This window comes from Porphyrobacter sp. GA68, assembly GCF_022605525.1.
GTDB lineage: Bacteria > Pseudomonadota > Alphaproteobacteria > Sphingomonadales > Sphingomonadaceae > Qipengyuania_B.
This window is the reverse complement of the sequence record NZ_JAKQYJ010000001.1, coordinates 1272425-1289224: the sequence shown is the minus strand read 5'-3', so window position 1 is coordinate 1289224 and position 16800 is coordinate 1272425. Positions and strand designations below refer to the sequence as shown.

Annotated in this window: 16 protein-coding genes and 2 tRNA genes; 7 read left to right on the top strand and 11 right to left on the bottom strand. The window is 65.9% G+C overall.

The window, feature by feature from the left end; genetic code table 11:
- Positions 1–33 precede the first annotated feature (33 nt).
- From LHJ54_RS06440 to LHJ54_RS06430, 3 genes are all read left to right on the top strand, one after another.
- The gene (locus tag LHJ54_RS06440; RefSeq protein ID WP_228243084.1) at positions 34–1203 is read left to right on the top strand and encodes a glycosyltransferase family 1 protein; all 1170 of its coding nucleotides are present in this window, start codon (positions 34–36) and stop codon (positions 1201–1203) included.
- Between the two features lie 13 nt (positions 1204–1216).
- Positions 1217–2101, top strand: coding sequence for a hypothetical protein (locus LHJ54_RS06435; protein WP_228243083.1), 885 nt, complete (start codon positions 1217–1219; stop codon positions 2099–2101).
- Positions 2102–2121: 20 nt separating this feature from the next.
- Positions 2122–2194, top strand: a tRNA-Thr gene (locus tag LHJ54_RS06430).
- Positions 2195–2243: 49 nt separating this feature from the next.
- Here LHJ54_RS06430 and LHJ54_RS06425 read toward each other — a convergent pair.
- Both LHJ54_RS06425 and queF read right to left on the bottom strand, forming a co-directional pair.
- Positions 2244–3038, bottom strand: coding sequence for a DUF1499 domain-containing protein (locus LHJ54_RS06425; protein ID WP_228243082.1), 795 nt, complete (start codon positions 3036–3038; stop codon positions 2244–2246).
- A gap of 14 nt (positions 3039–3052) precedes the next feature.
- The gene (gene queF, locus LHJ54_RS06420; protein ID WP_228243081.1) at positions 3053–3511 is read right to left on the bottom strand and encodes a preQ(1) synthase; all 459 of its coding nucleotides are present in this window, start codon (positions 3509–3511) and stop codon (positions 3053–3055) included.
- A gap of 122 nt (positions 3512–3633) precedes the next feature.
- Here queF and LHJ54_RS06415 point away from each other — a divergent pair, with 122 nt between their 5' ends.
- From LHJ54_RS06415 to LHJ54_RS06400, 4 genes are read left to right on the top strand one after another with little or no spacing between them, the layout of a single operon-like run.
- The gene (locus LHJ54_RS06415; RefSeq protein ID WP_228243080.1) at positions 3634–4767 is read left to right on the top strand and encodes a hypothetical protein; all 1134 of its coding nucleotides are present in this window, start codon (positions 3634–3636) and stop codon (positions 4765–4767) included.
- A gap of 28 nt (positions 4768–4795) precedes the next feature.
- Positions 4796–5635, top strand: coding sequence for a sulfurtransferase (locus tag LHJ54_RS06410; RefSeq protein WP_228243079.1), 840 nt, complete (start codon positions 4796–4798; stop codon positions 5633–5635).
- Positions 5636–6829, top strand: coding sequence for a cystathionine beta-lyase (gene metC, locus LHJ54_RS06405; RefSeq protein ID WP_228243078.1), 1194 nt, complete (start codon positions 5636–5638; stop codon positions 6827–6829).
- Positions 6826–7899 carry a mechanosensitive ion channel family protein gene (locus LHJ54_RS06400; protein ID WP_228243077.1) on the top strand — a complete coding sequence of 358 codons (1074 nt, stop codon included), beginning with the start codon at positions 6826–6828 and terminating at the stop codon, positions 7897–7899. Before metC ends, LHJ54_RS06400 begins: the two co-directional genes overlap by 4 nt.
- A gap of 7 nt (positions 7900–7906) precedes the next feature.
- Here LHJ54_RS06400 and LHJ54_RS06395 read toward each other — a convergent pair whose 3' ends face one another.
- From LHJ54_RS06395 to ftsZ, 9 genes are all read right to left on the bottom strand, one after another.
- Complete coding sequence (locus LHJ54_RS06395) at positions 7907–8842, bottom strand: NAD(P)-dependent oxidoreductase (RefSeq protein WP_228243076.1); 936 nt, start codon at positions 8840–8842, stop codon at positions 7907–7909.
- Positions 8827–9882, bottom strand: coding sequence for a GTPase ObgE (gene obgE / locus LHJ54_RS06390; protein WP_228243075.1), 1056 nt, complete (start codon positions 9880–9882; stop codon positions 8827–8829). Before obgE ends, LHJ54_RS06395 begins: the two co-directional genes overlap by 16 nt.
- A gap of 108 nt (positions 9883–9990) precedes the next feature.
- A tRNA-Ala gene (locus LHJ54_RS06385) sits at positions 9991–10066 on the bottom strand.
- Positions 10067–10156: 90 nt separating this feature from the next.
- Positions 10157–10933 carry a hypothetical protein gene (locus tag LHJ54_RS06380; protein ID WP_228243074.1) on the bottom strand — a complete coding sequence of 259 codons (777 nt, stop codon included), beginning with the start codon at positions 10931–10933 and terminating at the stop codon, positions 10157–10159.
- Positions 10934–11135: 202 nt separating this feature from the next.
- Positions 11136–11879 carry a Bax inhibitor-1/YccA family protein gene (locus LHJ54_RS06375; RefSeq protein WP_228243073.1) on the bottom strand — a complete coding sequence of 248 codons (744 nt, stop codon included), beginning with the start codon at positions 11877–11879 and terminating at the stop codon, positions 11136–11138.
- Between the two features lie 176 nt (positions 11880–12055).
- Positions 12056–12865: a pyrroline-5-carboxylate reductase gene (locus LHJ54_RS06370; RefSeq protein ID WP_228243072.1), complete on the bottom strand. Its 810-nt coding sequence runs from the start codon at positions 12863–12865 to the stop codon at positions 12056–12058.
- A gap of 1 nt (position 12866) precedes the next feature.
- Positions 12867–13373, bottom strand: a complete 507-nt coding sequence (locus LHJ54_RS06365; RefSeq protein WP_228243071.1) for a YbjN domain-containing protein — start codon at positions 13371–13373, stop codon at positions 12867–12869.
- Between the two features lie 133 nt (positions 13374–13506).
- A complete protein-coding gene (locus LHJ54_RS06360) occupies positions 13507–15039 on the bottom strand; it encodes an SPOR domain-containing protein (RefSeq protein WP_228243070.1) in 1533 nt (510 codons plus the stop codon).
- 25 nt (positions 15040–15064) lie between these two features.
- Complete coding sequence (gene ftsZ / locus LHJ54_RS06355; RefSeq protein WP_228243069.1) at positions 15065–16666, bottom strand: cell division protein FtsZ; 1602 nt, start codon at positions 16664–16666, stop codon at positions 15065–15067.
- Positions 16667–16800: the final 134 nt, after the last annotated feature.

The window sequence follows — 16800 nt, the reverse complement described above, 5'->3', positions numbered from 1 at the left end:
AGCCTTTGCTCTGCCCTTATGGCACGACCCGGTATGACACCAGCCGACCTTCGCATTGCCTTGTTCAGCGGCAACTACAATTACACTCGTGACGGAGCGAACCAGGCGTTGAACCGGCTCGTCGGCTTTCTGCTGCAACGCAGGGTCGCGGTGCGGATCTATGCGCCCACCGTGGCTAACCCGGATTTCGCCCCAACCGGCGAACTCGTCCACCTGCCCAGCGTGCGGGTGCCGGTAAAGGGGCGCGGCGAATACCGGATGCCTCTGGGCCTGTGGGGATCGGCGAAGGCCGACCTTGAGGCATTCGCGCCCGATGTGGTTCACGTGTCATCGCCTGACCCCGCCGCTCATGCTGCGGTGCGCTGGGCCAGAAAGCGAGCAGTTCCGGTGCTTGCCTCGGTCCACACCCGCTTCGAAACCTACCCCCGCTACTACAACATGGAGTGGCTGGAACCGGCCATCGAACTGGGGCTGCGCCGGTTCTATAATCGCTGCGACGCCCTGGTCGCCCCCTCGCCCAGCATGGTCGAGACGCTGCGAAGCCAGGGGATGAATCGGCACGTGTCGATCTGGACCCGCGGGGTGGATCGGGAGGTGTTCAGTCCGGACCGGCGCTGCGACCAGTGGCGGGAACAACTTGGCATCGCCAAGAGCGAGGTTGTCATAGCCTTTCTCGGCCGGCTGGTCATGGAGAAGGGGCTGGATGTGTTCGCCGCCACCATTGCCGAACTGAACCGGCGCAAGGTTGCGCACCGCGTGCTTGTGATCGGCGATGGTCCCGCGCGCGCGTGGTTCGAGCAGGCGGTGCCCGGCGCCGTTTTCGTAGGCTTTCAGGTGGGCAGCGATCTTGGCCGCGCGCTGGCAAGTGCGGACATCTTCTTCAATCCATCGGTGACCGAAACGTTCGGCAACGTGACCTTGGAAGCCATGGCATGCGCCCTGCCCGTGGTCGCGGCCGGCGCGACCGGCAGCGCAAGCCTCGTTACCGACGGTGTCACCGGACGCCTTGTTCCGCCGGGCGATGCAGCTGCCTTTGCCGCCGCGCTGGAGCCGTACTGCCGCCGGGCGGATCTGCGGCGGAGCCACGGAGCGGCCGGACTGGCGCACGCGGCCGAGTACAGCTGGGATGCGGTCAATCAGGCCGTGCTGGATACCTATACCAGCCTGGTGAAGAGTGCGCCATGCACGCAGCCGGTGAAGTAATGCCCAGCGACCTGTGAAGCCGCGTTTCACAAGGTTCGCCGCGATCGACTGGTCCGGCGCGGCGGGAGAGCGGCATCCCGGGATTGCCATGGCCGTGTGCGAGGCGGACGGACCGCCAAGGCTGGCAGAGGCGCCAAGGGGCGGCTGGTCGAGAGGCGACATCCTCCACCTTTTGCGCGGCGAATTGGCAGGCGACACGCTGATCGGACTGGACCTTGGCATCAGCCTGCCCTTTGTCGACTGCGGCGCCTACTTTCCGTCTGCCGTGCCGGGTCCGACAGATGCTAAAGGGCTGTGGGCGCTGGTTGATGAAGTATGCGCCGCCGATCCGCACCTCGCGGCCAGTTCCTTTGTCGACGACGCCGATTTCGCACCATATTTCCGCCGCCACGGCGGACGCGAGGGAGCGCAATTCCGCTGCGACGGGGCAACCCACGGGCGCGGCCGCTTCCGCGTCACCGAGCGGGCGCAGGAGCGCATGGGATGCAAGCCGTACTCGAACTTCAATCTTGTCGGCGCGGCGCAGGTCGGCAAGGCATCGCTCACGGGAATGCGGGTGCTGCATCGGCTGGCCGGACGCATTCCCGTCTGGCCGATTGATCCGGTGCCCGCACGAGGGCCGGTGATCGTGGAAATCTACACCGCCATCGCCGCGATGGCCGCCGGCCGTCCCGCTGCAAGGGCCAAGATGCGCAGCCATCAGGACCTGAATCACGCGCTGGCCTGCATCGGCTCTCCGCCGGTGACTGGCAACGGGTCGCTGGATGACCACCGCACTGACGCTCTGCTGGCCGCAGCGTGGCTGCGAAGCGTGGCGGATGATGCTTGGCTCTGGCATCCGGCAGGGCTGACCAGGGCGATTGCCCGAACAGAGGGCTGGACCTTTGGCGCGTTCTGACGCAAGGGGCACACCGGTGCGCCGGCTTAGCTCAGTTGGTAGAGCACCTGATTTGTAATCAGGGGGCCGCGGGTTCGAATCCTGCAGCCGGCACCGTCTCCCTCACATCTCCGTTTCAGCGCCCCCGGCAAAGGGCCACGTTTCAGCCCGGCAGGCGCCGGCGGATCGCGCTGGACAACCGCTCCAGCCGAGCGGCGTTGTAGCCGAGGTCGGACACGCCGACACGGCTGACCGAACGCAGGTCAATGCGTCCGTCGCGCACGCGCGCAACCACGTCGTCGCGAAAGCCGAAGGCGAAGGTTTCCGCCACGCCTTCCACCGTGCCGGCCTGCGGATCACGGCGAATGTCCTGCAGGCCGATGTCGGCCATCGCCGCCACCACCGCATCCAGCGCCTGTGCCTGACTGACCCGGCCGGTCGCAATCGGGCGCAGGCGGCTGTAGTGTTCGGCCATGAGATCGGCATGGGTCTTGATTGCCATCTCGCCGGAGACCCGTTCCCGCCAGGGGTCCATCTGCCCAAGGGGCGTCCCGTAATCGACCAGCGGATTGGCATCGACGCTTTCCCGAAGCGCCATAGTGCGGACCGAGAACTGCGGCGGGTCGATCACGTCGGTCGAAACATCGTGGATCGGCGGCGCGGCCGCTCCGCGCGCCTGCGCCACCGCCAGCCCGCCGAACAGGACCAGTGGTATGGCCAGCGCCAGCGCGGCTTTCCACCACGGACCGCGCGGCCGCTGCCGCAGGGCCAGCACCAGGGCGACGACCGCCACCAGAGCGACAATGGCGATCAGGATCGGTCCGGCGGTCACGGTCATGAAGCCAAACCCGGTCCGCCAGCCGATCAATCCCCACTTCGTGAAGAACGCGGCGATGAAGAACCACCCGAGGAGTGCGAGCGCCAGCCACAAAGCGTATTTCGGCAACCTGTCCCGCATCGTCCTGTCTCCGGTCAACCGCGCCCACGATAGGACGCAACACCCTGGTCGGGAAGCCACAATCCATCCGGCGGCGGACCGCTCTGCCAGAACACATCGATGGGAATGCCCCCGCGCGGATACCAGTATCCCCCAATCCTCAGCCAGCGGGGCTGCATCTCCGCGAACAGCCGCTGGCCGATCCCGACCGTGCAATCCTCGTGAAACGCCTGGTGATTGCGGAACGAGCCGAGGAACAGCTTGAGCGACTTCGACTCCACGATTGTCTTGGCGGGCGCGTAGTCGATGACGAGGTGGGCGAAATCCGGCTGCGCGGTCACCGGGCAGAGCGAGGTGAACTCCGGCGCGGCGAAGCGCACCAGATAAAGCGCATCGCCGCGCGGGTTCGGCACGTAGTCGAGCCGGGCTTCTTCAGGGGAAGCGGGCAAGGCGCTGGTCTGACCGAGGAAGCGCGGCTGTGGTGTGTCACTCATGCCGCGCCTCTGCCGCTTTCCGCGCAGCTGGGCAAGCGAACGCTTGGTCAAACCGGCTTCACCACCTATTCACCCGCCGCATGGCTTAACCGTGTAATTCCCGCCCCATCGAACCGTATCCCATGCGCCACCTCATTGTCCTTGTTCTGACCAGCTTCCTGCCGTCCGCAGCCTTGGCGCAGGCGTCACCGCCGCTGAGCGAGTTCAGTCTGCCGCCTCCCGCCCGCGAGACGCCGGCGCCCCGGGCTCAGGGGCCGGTGGACGACAGCGGGCCGGTTCCGGCGGCGCCGCGGGTAATCGCACCCCGGTCGACGGCCGCCCCGTCTGCCGCACCCAGCCCGCCCGTTGCCCTGCCCGAGGCTGCGCCGGTGCTGCCGACACCTGCGGCCCCGCTCGCGCGGCCGGCGCCTGAAGGCCGTGCGCCCCAAAGACCGCTACCCACGCCGCTTACACCTCCGGCAGAGCCAACCGTCGCACCGATGCCGCAGGAGCCGGCGTCTGCCGCTCAAGCAACCATCCCGCCGGCGGGCGCGGCGGTATCGGCTATACCCGCCCCGTCTGCGTCACCTTCATCCGCCGCGTTGCAGGACCAGCCGGACGCTGCGCTGGCCGATGAACCTTTTCTGCCGGTGTGGGCAATCGGTCTTCTGGCCGTGGGCGCCGCGCTTGCAGCGGGCTTTTGGTGGCGGCGCCGCGCGGCAGCCGCACGCCCGCTGACCATCGAAAGACCGGTCGTCGGCTCCGCCCCAGGAACGGACGTGGCAAGCCCGTCCGCGTCTCCCGAGCCGATCAGGATCGAACTTGCCGCCGTGAAACTTACCCGCAGCTTCATGAACGCGACGCTGTCTTACCGCATCACGCTGCGCAGCCGCGCCCGCGAAGCGCTCAACGGGGTGGTCGTGTCCGGGGAACTCGTCGCCGCGCACGGTTCGCAGCCGCTGGAAAGCCAGATCGCCTCGGCCGCCGTCGCCCTGCCGCACCTGCACCGGGTCGACCGGCTTGCGCCGGCGCAGACGCAGACTGTCGAGGGCACTCTGACCCTGCCGCTCAGCAATGTCATTCCCATCCGGCAGGGAGCCGCCAGCCTGTTCGTTCCCCTGCTGCGACTGGTGGTCACGGTGGACGGCGCGGCGCCGCTGGCGCGGACATTTGTGGTGGGACAGCCGGGGCAGGGCATGGCCGGACGCCTTCAGCCTTTTCGCCTGGACGAACCGCCGCGCAGCTATGCGCCCGTAAGCCAGCGCGCCCTCGACTAGGGACGCAACGCCAGCTAGTTCTGCTGCGATGAGAGAGTTGATTTCAGCGCAGGAGCTTTCCGACCGCCTTGACGACGATCGGCTGATCGTTCTTGACTCCAGCCTTCATCTCCCCGCGACGGGGCGCGATGCGCGCGCCGAATACGCCGCGGCCCACATTCGGGGAGCGCGGTTCCTGGATCTCCCGACCTTGAACGACCCCAATGGCTCTGCACCGAATGCCGTCCCGACACGCGCGCAGTTCGCAGAGCGGCTCGCACTGCTGGGCGTTTCTGCCGCAGATCGGGTGGTGCTGTATGACGACAGTGCCTTGCGTTCCAGCGCGCGGGCCTGGTTCATCTTCAAGCTGTACGGGTGGCAGGACGTCGCCATCCTTGACGGTGGTTTGCGCGCATGGCGCTCGTCGGACTTGCCGCTCGACAGCGGCACGCCGCAATGGGAGCGCTCGAGCCTGAGCGAAGGCGACCTTTCCGGCACAGGGGTGAACCTGCGGGACAAGGATCAGGTTCGCGCCAATCTTCACAGCGGAGCGGAGCAGGTGGTCGATGCCCGTGACGAAGCACGGTTCCGCGGCGAAGAGGGCAGCGGATCGGCAGGACACATCCCCGGCGCGTTCAATGTGCCCTTCACCCGTATGCTGGACGATGACGGCAGGTTCAGATCCCCCGATGCAGTTCGCGCGGAACTGCAAGCGGCGGGCGTCGATGCTGACCGGCCCATCACCACCAGCTGCAACAGCGGCGTCACCGCCTGCGTCCTGCTGTTCGCCGCCCGGATGGCCGGCGCCCGGCAACTTGCGCTGTACGATGGCAGCTGGCTTGAATGGGGCAACGATCCTTCCACCCCCAAGGCCAGCGGGGCGGCGTAGATGGCGGCAGGTCGTGGCGGCGACGCCGGCGTTGGCACTCGCGTCGTAACCGCGGGGCGCCGCAAGGAGTGGACGGGCGCTGCGGTCAACCCGCCCGTCTGGCGGACCAGCACGCATCTTTACCCGGACTGCGCTTCGCTGCGTGAACGGCTGGCCCATAACCGCGACGGCGAGTTCTTTTACGGCCGCCGCGGTGCGCCGACACAGTGGGCCCTGAGCGATGCCATCACCGCGCTGGAACCCGGCGCTGCGGGAACCGTGCTGTACCCAAGCGGGGTCGCCGCGCTGGCTGGTGCGCTGCTCGCGGTGCTGCGACCCGGCGATGTGCTGCTGGTAACCGACAATGCATACGACCCGACGCGGTCTATGGCCAATGGCCTTCTCCGCCGGTTTGGCGTGGAAGCCCGGTTCTTCGACCCGCTCGATCTCCCCGCTTTCGAAGCGGCGTTCTGCGACCGCACCAAAGCGGTGCTCCTGGAAAGTCCCGGCAGCCTGACAATGGAGGTGTGCGACATTCCGGCCCTTGCCCGGATCGCCCGCAAAAAGGGCGCGGCGAGCGTGCTGGACAATACCTGGGCGTCTTCGCTTGGCTTTCGCGCGCTGCAACATGGCTGCGACATCTGCGTGCAGGCGCTCACCAAGCATGTCGGCGGCCACTCAGACCTGATGATGGGCGCCGCCACCGCAGGCGAAAGTCACTATCGCGCCCTGCGTATGACCGCGCAGGAGCTGGGGCAGATTATCTCTCCCGACGATGCCGCGCTTGCCCTGCGTGGTTTGCGGACCATGGCCCTGAGACTGGAGCGGAGCGCGGCTACGGCGCTGGCTGTCGCGCGCTGGCTGGAGCAACGGCCAGAGGTGGCCCGCGTCCTCTGCCCGATGCTCCCCGGCTCGCCGGGGCATCGCCTGTGGCAGCGCGATTTCACAGGTGGCTGCGGCCTGTTTTCCTTCACATTGGCAGGCGAGGATGACGCGGCGCGGTGCCGGTTCATCGATAGTCTCGAGCTGTTCGGCATCGGCTACAGCTGGGGCGGCTTCGAAAGCCTTGCACTGCCCGTCGATCCGGCGAAACATCGTAGCTTGATGCCATGGTCCGGCGACCCGATGGTGGTGCGCCTGTCGATCGGCCTTGAGGACGCGGCAGACCTGATCGCCGATCTGGAGCGCGGCTTTGCCGCAGTGGCTCAGGGATGAGCGCGCCTATTCCCCCCTCGGCGGACATCGCCACCGCTGAGGCACAGCCCCTTCAGCAGCAGGCCTGGAACCTGGCCGAGCGCGCCCCGGAGGAAGCCGTCGCCGCCTCCGACGGAATCCGCGAGGCAGTTTCCGCGCGAAGCCAGACGGTTGGCAGCATCGTGGACCGGCTGGACAGCTGGGCCGTATCCTTTGGCAGCACGACTATTTCCCTGTGGGACGCCATCATCGTCCTGATCATCATCGTCGCTGTGTTCCTTGCCGCAACCATCCTGGTGCGGGTTGGCCAGAAGCTGCTGCGGCGCATGACCCGCCTCGACAACGCGCAGGAGCTGCTGGCGGAAAAGCTGGTCGCGATAATGGTATGGGGCGCCGCCTTCTTCATCGGCATTGAACTGCTCGGCATCAACCTGACCGCCCTGGCCGTTTTTTCCGGGGCATTTGGCCTCGCGATCGGGTTCGGTTTGCAAAAGACGTTCGGCAATCTCATTGCGGGCATCATCTTGCTGATGGACAAGTCGATAAAGCCCGGCGACGTCATCGCGGTGGCCGACACGACAGGCAACGAGACATTTGGGCAAATTCGCAAGATCGGTATCCGGGCCGTATCCATTACCACCCGAGATCAGCGCGAATACCTGATCCCCAACGAAAACCTGATGATCAATCAGGTGGAAAACTGGTCCTATTCCTCGCGCAATGTGCGCATGCAGGTGCCGGTCGGGGTCAGCTACAAGGCGGACCTGAAGATCGCCGAGAAATTGATGCTGGAGGCAGCCAGCAAGGTGGAGCGCATTCTCAAGACGCCGCCGCCGACGGTATGGATGAACGGTTACGGCGACAATTCGGTCGACTTCGTGATCCAGTGCTGGATCAGCGACCCGGAGGAAGGCATCGGCAACGTACGGTCCGCTGTGCTGAAAAACCTGTGGTGGCTGTTTCAGGAGCACGGGATCGAAATCCCCTTCCCGCAGCGTGACATCAACATCCGCTCAAGCGAAGAGCTGGAACAGCTGATCGCATCTGTCGCCCAGCGGCTGCATGGCAGCGGCAAGCACGGCGAGGCCTAGTCCCGGGTCAAAGCCATCCTTCGGCCCGGTACCATTGTGCCGTTTGCGCCAACCCCACCGCCGCGGGAAAGCGCGGCTGCCACAGGGCCGCGGGCGGGCGGCGGGCGGGATCAACGACCCAGTCCGGGTGCGTCATATACGCCGCGCGGTCCGTGGTCAGCCGGGCATGGCTTCGCCGGATCAGCGTGTCGGCCCCGGCCGCGATCTGCAGCAGGCGGCCGGGCAGGTGCGGGGCGAAAACCGCATCCCGGCCTACCGCGGCAGCAATCATGCCGGCAAGTTGCCGATGGGTGTAACCGTCATCGGCTCCGTCATCGGGTTCGTAAAGCGCACCCTCTCCGGAACCTTGCGCCAGCGCCAACAGCAGATCCGCCAGATCTCGCACGTCGATCAGGGACGCCTTGCCCGGTGGCGGCAGCGGTACGATACCGCGGCGGCCAAGGCGAAACAGTTCCAGCATGTCCGTATCGCGCGGGCCGAACACGGCAGGCGGGCGAACGATGGTGAACGGCACCCCGCTGGCGCGCACCAGCTGCTCCCCATCAGCCTTCGACCGGCCATAGGCGGACAGTTCCGGCTTGCGCGCGGCGAGCGACGACACAAACACGAAATGCCGTATTCCGCCTGCCCTCGCCGCCTCCAGCACGGCCTGTGTTCCCAGCACATTGGCGGCATGGAAAGCTGCCGGCTTGGTGGCCTTGGTCAGCCCGGCAATGTGGATGAGCACACTTGCCCCTGAGACCAGTTGCATCAGCGCCGCGGGGCTCTCCAGATCGCCCCGCACCCATTCTACCGCGGGCAGCGCGGGCGGCTCGCGCCGCGTGAGCGCGCGCACCTGCCACTGGCTTGCAGCGGCCCGGTCCAGAACCATCCGCCCGACAAAGCCAGTGCCTCCTGTCACTGCCAGCGTGGTCAGCGCCGGTCCGGTCACAAGGGCGACCATTCATTCGCGGGCGATTGTTCTTCGTCGGGCGCACCGTGCCTTTCGGTGCCGGTGCGCGCCGGAAGATACCCCAGCACCGCATCGAGGAGTGCGTTCATTCCCTGTCCTGTCGCGCCGGACACGGGGTACACCGCGTCGGCGCCTGCTGCCTGCAATGCCACAACGAAATCGGCGTCCAGAGCTGCGTCGGACAGGTCGACCTTGTTCAGCACGACGAGGCGCGGCTTATCCTCTAGCCCGCCGCCATAAGCCGCCAGTTCCTCTTCCACGATGTGCATGGCGCGCACGGGATCCTCTCCGGCAATGTCGATGAGGTGAATGAGAACCCGGCAGCGTTCGATGTGGCCCAGGAAACGATCGCCAATCCCGGCACCGTCTGCGGCCCCTTCGATCAAACCGGGAATGTCCGCCAGGACGAACTCGCGCGCGCGGTGCCGCACCACGCCCAGCTTCGGCACAAGCGTGGTGAAGGCGTAATCCCCCACCTTTGCTCCGGCATTGGACACCTGGTTGATGAAGGTGGACTTGCCGGCATTCGGCAGGCCGACAAGCCCGACATCGGCAAGCAGCTTCAGCCGCAGCCAGACCCACATCTCCTCGCCCGGAATGCCCGGCTGATGCTGGCGGGGTGCACGGTTTGTGGACGTCTTGTAGCTGGCATTGCCTCGCCCGCCCATGCCGCCTTCCAGGAAGACTTCCCGCTGGCCCACCTCGGTGAAGTCGGCCAGCACCTCCTCGCGGTCCTCCGACAGGATCTGCGTTCCAACAGGCACCTTAATAACAAGCGGCTTGGCGCTGGCCCCGGTCCGGTTCTGGCCCATGCCGTGACCGCCGCGCGATGCCTTGAAGTGCTGGGTATAGCGAAAGTCGATGAGTGTGTTCAGACCCGCGACGGCCTCGAACACGATGTCGCCGCCCCGCCCGCCGTTGCCGCCGTCCGGACCGCCATATTCCACATACTTCTCGCGCCGGAAGCTAACCGCGCCGGGCCCGCCCGCGCCGGACTTCAGATAGATTTTCGCCTGATCCAGGAAATGCATGGGGAGGCACATAGGCCTTCGGTCGACGAAGCGCCAGCAGGCGGTGATCAGAGGGGCTAAAAGGCCACCAGCAGCCGGAGTTGCTGCCGCTGTGTCCGCGGCTGGAACTGGTGGAGCCGAGGGGGATCGAACCCCTGACCTCGTCATTGCGAACGACGCGCTCTCCCATCTGAGCTACGGCCCCGTTCCAGTTCATCTGCCTGTCCATCGGCGGGCAGGCGCGCCTCTTAGCCGTCCGCTCCTGCCGACGGAAGAGGAAATCGCGCGTGTGATATTAGCGCAGGATCGGCCCCGACGTAGGCAAAGGCTGCGGCTGCGGCGCAGGCGGAGGAGTCGCCGCAATCGCACGCTGCAGCGCATAAGGGTCCAGCCCGGCATATGGCCCGTAGGTCAGTTCCCAGCGAACAAGATTTTCGCGGTACTGGTCATAAGCCGAGAAGAACCGTTCGAATACCTGCTCCATCCTGGGCAGCGACTGTGCCGTGAAGCTGTCCAGTTCGGCCACCTCGACCGCAACGGCCTCGTTGCTGAGCGCGAGAGCGGCGTCGCAAAACTCGTCCTGCACTTGGGGCATGGCGAAGTAGTTGTACAACTTGGTCAGGTAGGCGTCCTCTACCGCGCGACCTTCACGGCCGTACCGGGCGGAGAACTCGCGCGACATGGTGCGGTTCGCACTGGCGAGCGGGCGTGCGAATTTCGTGAGGAAGGTCTGATAATTGGCAAGGATTGCCTGATGCTCGGGCTGTAGGCAGTTCAGCGCCGCCACGTTCAGGGCCGCGCGCATGTTCCATGTCACCTGCGCACTGGAAATCGAGGTGTTCACCGTTTGCCGCAACCCGCCCGCTGTTTTCGGTGGGATAGCCATGAACCGCGTCGCGCCAGCAGGCAGATAAGGTCGCGGCGGAGCCTGGATGTAGACGGGCGGCGCAACCGGCATGGGCGGCGGGGGTGGGGTTTGCGCACATGCAGCCAGCGCCAGCACACCCAGCGAAACCCCGGCAGCCTTCACCCGCGATCCGCCGATTTGAAAATAGTTCCGACGCGAAATCATTGTTGCGACCAACCTTCCAGAATCAAGCGGGTGCAACGAGGCACCCGAACCTCAGCTTATGATTGTATCCTAGCAGCTTAAACAAGCTGAAGAAGGGGCATTTCGACCAGCCGTGCAAATACCTTGGAAGCGGCCGGCAAACAAAAGGCCCGGCACATCGCAGGGATGGCCGGGCCTCTCGTTATCAACGGGATCGGGCTGCTTACTCGCGAGCCGAACCCATGAAGCGCAGGAGGAAGAGGAACATGTTGATGAAGTCGAGGTACAGGTTCAACGCCCCCATGATCACGACCTTGCCCATGAATTCCGTGCCGCGCACCTGGTCGTACATGTTCTTCAGCTTCTGCGTGTCATACGCCGTGAGGCCAGCGAAAATCAGCACGCCGAGGAAGCTGATCGCCAGCGCAAGACCGCTCGATTGCACGAAGATGTTTATCACCATGGCGATGATCAGACCAACTACGCCCATGATCAGGAACGTGCCCCACGCGGACAGATCCTTCTTTGTGGTGTAGCCGTACAGGCTAAGCCCGGCAAAGGCGCCGGCCGTGGCAAAGAAGGTGGTGGCGATCGATGCACCGGTATAAACGAGAAACAGCGTGGACAGGCTGAGACCCATCAGCACCGCAAACGCCCAGTACATCGCCTGCAAGGTCGTCTTGCTGAACTTCTGCATGCCGAAGCTCATGGCAAACACGATGGCGAGCGGCGACAGGGCGACGATCCACATCAGCGGACCGGATGCGAATGTTACCGCCAGCCCCGACTGCGCCGTCAGCAGCGCGACGATGCCGGTCAGCAGGACGCCGCTGGTCATGTAATTGTAGATCGACAGCATGTAGGAGCGCAGCCCCGCGTCGAAAGTAACCGCGCCACCAGTGCGCGGGACGGTGGACGACGCTCCGTAACCCGTCCGTACTTGCCGGGGGTCGTTCCAGTTAGCCATTGCCAATTCTCTCCTCTGGGCGGCGCGCACGCGCGCACCGGTGTTGCAGTAGAATATCGGGGCAAAGACCGCCTTTTTCAAGCAAAACCGGACGAGTACCCCTTGCCCGGCCAAGGCGGTCTGTCGTTGCTTCCGCGAACGGCGCCGGCAACTCGCCACCGCCCCGCGGTCAGCCATTATCCCGCCGGCTCATTCAGCGCCGCTCCCCGGTCCGCCGTGGCACGCAGGGTCGCAGCGATCAGCGCATCAAGGGCGTTGTCGCGGTCGAGCACATCCAGTCCGGCCTGCGTCATCCCGCCCTTGCTCGCCACCCGCGCGGCCAACGCGCCAGGAGACAGGTCCGAACCTGCGGCCAGTTCCGCCGCCCCGCGCATCATCTGCACCGCCATCCGCTCGGCCTGATCATCGGCAAGCCCGAGATGCGCCGCCCCTCGCGCAAGTGCGTCGATGAACCGGTAAACAAAGCCCGGCCCCGATCCGGCCAGCGCGGTGGCGATGTTGAAGAGGTCTTCCCGATCCAGCCATTCAGCTGTTCCCAGCATGAGCGCCAGGCGGTTGATGTCCTCGCGCTGAGCCGCTGACAACCCCGTGCCGATCAGCACATTGGCCGACTTGCCGATGGCGGCGGCCAGATTGGGCATGAACCGGACGTGCGCCCCGGCACCCGGCAGGCTTTGGCGCAGCCGGGCCAGTTCCACCCCGGCGAGCACGGAGATCATGACGGAACCGCTGTCGAGCACACCGGCAAGGGTGGGGGCCACCTGCGCCATCATCTGCGGTTTGAATGCGAGAAGAACGCATTTGAAGGGCCGGTCCGGCAGCATGGTCGTGAACCCAACTCCGTCCGGGACCGGCTTGGTCCGGGGATTGTAGATGGTCAGTTCGCAAGCCGGCAGCCCCGCGCTAAGCCAGCCGTGGACCATTGCCGCTGCCATGGTGCCGTAACCCACGATCAACATGGAATTGCCGGTGGCGGTCGCCGTCACGTCAGGCTTCGCCGATCGCGTCGACCATGGCCGCCGCCAGCGCGTCTTCCGGGGTCCGGTCGCCCCATAGCGCGAACTGAAAGGCCGGATAGAAGCGATCGCATTCCTCGATGGCGGTTTCAGCCAGCAGCTGCGCTTGCGACAGGCTGATTTCTCCCTCGTCGCCCAAGACGATCGCATGCCGGAAAACAAGCACGTTGCCGCGCGACCACAGATCGAAGTGCCCCAGCCAGATCTGTTCGTTGACGAGAGCAATTAACCGGCTGACCACGCCCACCTTGCAATCGGTCACCGTGATGTCCGGCCGGCAGATTGCCTGCATGACGCGATCGTCGCGGCGGCGCACGAAACGCAGCTGGTACGTGCCCCAGCTGGCCGCGACGTCTCCGACGACTTCTTCCAAAGAAGCCGCGCGACATGTCCATCCACGCGCTTCGAACAAGGCGCGAAACACAAGCAGCGCACTTGCACCCTCCTCGAAGAGGTCGATTGCGGCCGCCGCGCTCACTGTGAGATAACCTGATCCATCGGCGCCCGGAATGCAGCGGGTCGCGTGGTTGGAGCAATGGCGGCGTTTACCACAACTGGGGAGAACTGCCCTGCCCTGTGCAAAGCATGTGCAAAAACCGGCTCGCCGCCAGCTACTTTAGAGGGGTGATCTCCTGCCCTTCGGGGCTCTGATAGCGGAAGGAGTCGAGGCCGGCCTCCTGCAACGCCTTCACCGCCGCGTCGGCTTCTCGCGTGGTCGCATAGGGTCCGGCGAGCAGACGGTTCGTTCGGCCCCACTGTGTCACATGGGGTTCCTTGCCGCTCAGAACCTTGCCCCCTTGCCGCGACAGCCGGCGCCAGTCGAAGGACAGCGCGTCCCGGTTCGCGCCGGCGGCAAGCTGCACCCAAATCCGCGCCGGGTGTGCCGGTTGAGCAGGCTTGGCCGCGCGCGCAGGCGGCTTGGCCGCGGGAGCGGCGGGCTTGACTGCGGGCGCAGAGGACTTGGCCGCGGGGGCAGGCGCGATGGCAGCAGGCGCTGAAGCCACCGCTACCGGTCTGACATCGCGCCTCGCTTCCAGTCTGACGACATCCACGGCGCCAGGGGCGGGTGTGGCGGTGGTGGCCGGGGCCAGCCCAGCGAACACGGCCGACAGATCAGGGCGTGGCCGCTCGGGCGGCAGGGGTTGCACCACCGGTTGCCGCACGGTTGCCGGCTCGCTGGCAGGTATCGGCACCTGTTCCGCTCGCCGTGACTGCGCCGGAGCTGCCGTGGCCTGAACAAGTGTAGCAGGACCACCCATCGGGGCTCCCGCCGGGGCGAGCCGCTGGGCAACCGGCGTGCTGGTGCGCGTGGCCGAGGCCGAGGCCGGGGCTGGGGCTGCAGTTGCCGCGCGGCGCTGCTGCCCGGATGCCGGGAAAATACCAAGATGCACGGCTGCGATCTGCTCCACCGCGCTCAGCTGCGGCAATTGCCGCAGATACGGAACAAACGACTGCGCGAGCTGCGGTGGCATGACCTGGCCGGCCAGCTCCACCGCCTCCCGTTCGCGCTTGAGAATGGCCAGCCCGAATGCGCGGGTCCGGAACGCACTGAGGTCCTGAGCCTCCAGCATCGGGCGAAGGGTGGCCTCGAACCCGTTCCGGTCACCTGACACTGCCTGGCTGATCGCCAACTGTTCGCGTACCCGCGGATCGTCCTTGCGCGACAGGGCCAGCCGGTACTGCTGCTGCGCTGAGGCATTGTCGCCGACCAGATCGAAAGCCAGTCCGCGCTTCGCAGCAAACTGGCTCGTATCGGCGCCACCCTGCTCCGCCTCCTGGAACAGCCTCAGCGCCTCGATCGGTCGGCGCGTCGCCACATAGGCGCCGGCCAGTCCGAGCTTGACCCTGGGGTTGCCGGGATCAAGTTCGGCGGCCCGACCGAAGAAGCCGATTGCCGCATCCACATCGTCGAGCGCCAGCGCCGCATTGCCTGCGTCGATCAGAGCCGCCACGTTTCTGGGCTCGGCTGCCAGCCGGGTGAGCGCCACGCGCAGGTCGTTCATCTCCGGCGGCGGCAGGGGCTGCACTATCGCCTGCTGCGCCTGCGCCGGCAGGGCGACCGTCACGCCCGCCAAAGCCAGGCTCAGCGTCAGGCCCGACCGCAAAGTTCCTGTCCACATGACCACGCGGGTAACGCCGAACACTTGAACCCCAGCTTAGCCGCCGGTCTTACTGATTGTTCTGCCGACCCAGAAAGCGGGGAATGTTGAGCGCCGGGCCGTCGTCGTCCCGGTCGTCTTCGTCGTCATCCTCCACCTGCGCCCCTCGCGACAGGTTGGCCATCCGTTCGAACAGGGTCGAACCGGCGCTGGCAGTTCCAGCCGCTCCTGCCGGAGCGCGATCGGCACCTTCGCGGGCGCCGCCATAAATCTCTCCTGGCACAAGCCGCCTGCGGCCTTGCGGCTTCGTCTGCAGCGGGCTGATCGGCTGCACGCTGGCGCCGCGCGAGTCTTCCGGATCGGCCGCCATGCCGGCGAGGTCGAGAGGCTCCTCGAACTGGTCGGCATTCTGGCTTGCGGAGCCAAAATCGTCATCATCGTCCTGGCGCAGCCCGGCAAGCGGGTCGACAATCCCGTCGACGTCGTCGAACTCTTCCTCGTCCTCGTCAAGACCGGTCGCGTATTTCGCGGTTACCAGTCCGGCCTTGTCGCCGGCCGGCTGTTCGCTGAACACGTTGCCAAGGTCGAGCGGTTCGCGAACGGGTGTCGGCGTTTCCTGCGGCTGGCCGAAATCCAGTGCAGGCCTGCGCGGTGCCCGCGCATCGGCAAGAACGAACGGCTTGGCTTCTGCCGCAGCGACCTGCGCTTCGTTGTCGATGCCCGTTGCGACAACGGACACCCGGATCTTGCCCTCAAGGTCGGGGTTGAAGGCCGAACCCCAGATGATGTTCGCATCTTCGTCCACCAGGTCGCGAATATGGTTCGCCGCCTCGTCCACCTCCAGCAGCTTCATGTCCTCGCCGCCGATGATGGAGATGATCACGCCCTTCGCACCCGCCATCGACACGCCGTCGAGCAGCGGGTTGGCGATCGCCTTCTCAGCCGCCTCAAGGGCGCGGTTCTCACCCTCGCCTTCGCCGGTGCCCATCATCGCCTTGCCCATCTCCTGCATCACCGACCGAACGTCAGCGAAGTCGAGGTTGATGAGACCGGGCATCACCATGAGGTCGGTGATGGAGCGGACACCCTGCTGCAGCACTTCGTCGGCGAGCTGGAACGCTTCCTTGAAGGTCGTTTCCGGCTTGGCGACCAGGAACAGGTTCTGGTTGGGAATAACGATAAGCGTGTCGACATGCTTCTGCAGTTCGGCAATGCCGGCTTCAGCCGCGCGCATCCGGCGAGTGCCTTCGAACTGGAACGGCTTGGTCACTACCCCGACCGTCAGCACGCCCTTGCGCCGCGCCGCTTCCGCGATCACGGGTGCCGCACCCGTTCCGGTGCCACCGCCCATGCCGGCGGCGATGAATACCATGTTGACGCTGTCCAGAGCTTCTTCGATGTCCAGCGACGTTTCTTCGGCCGCAGCCTTACCCACTTCCGGCCGCGCTCCCGCGCCCAGGCCACCCGTAATGTTGGGGCCCAGCTGGATCCGGTGCTCCGCCGCCGAATTGCTCAGCGCCTGGGCATCGGTGTTGGCGACGATGAACTCGACCCCTTCGATGCCCGCGGCCAGCATGTTTGCCACCGCGTTGCCACCTGCGCCGCCGACGCCGACCACCATTATCTTCGGGCGAAGTTCATCCGACGGGGCAGGACCGATGTTTATACTCATTCGCAAAAGTTCCTCTGAACACAGCTTGACCGCGGAGCCGGCCCGAATCGAAAGGATGCGCCGGGCGTGAACAAATGTGAACACGTGGCGCGGACTTCTGCCGGGTTAGCATGCTTACCGTAGCTTAGGCAAAA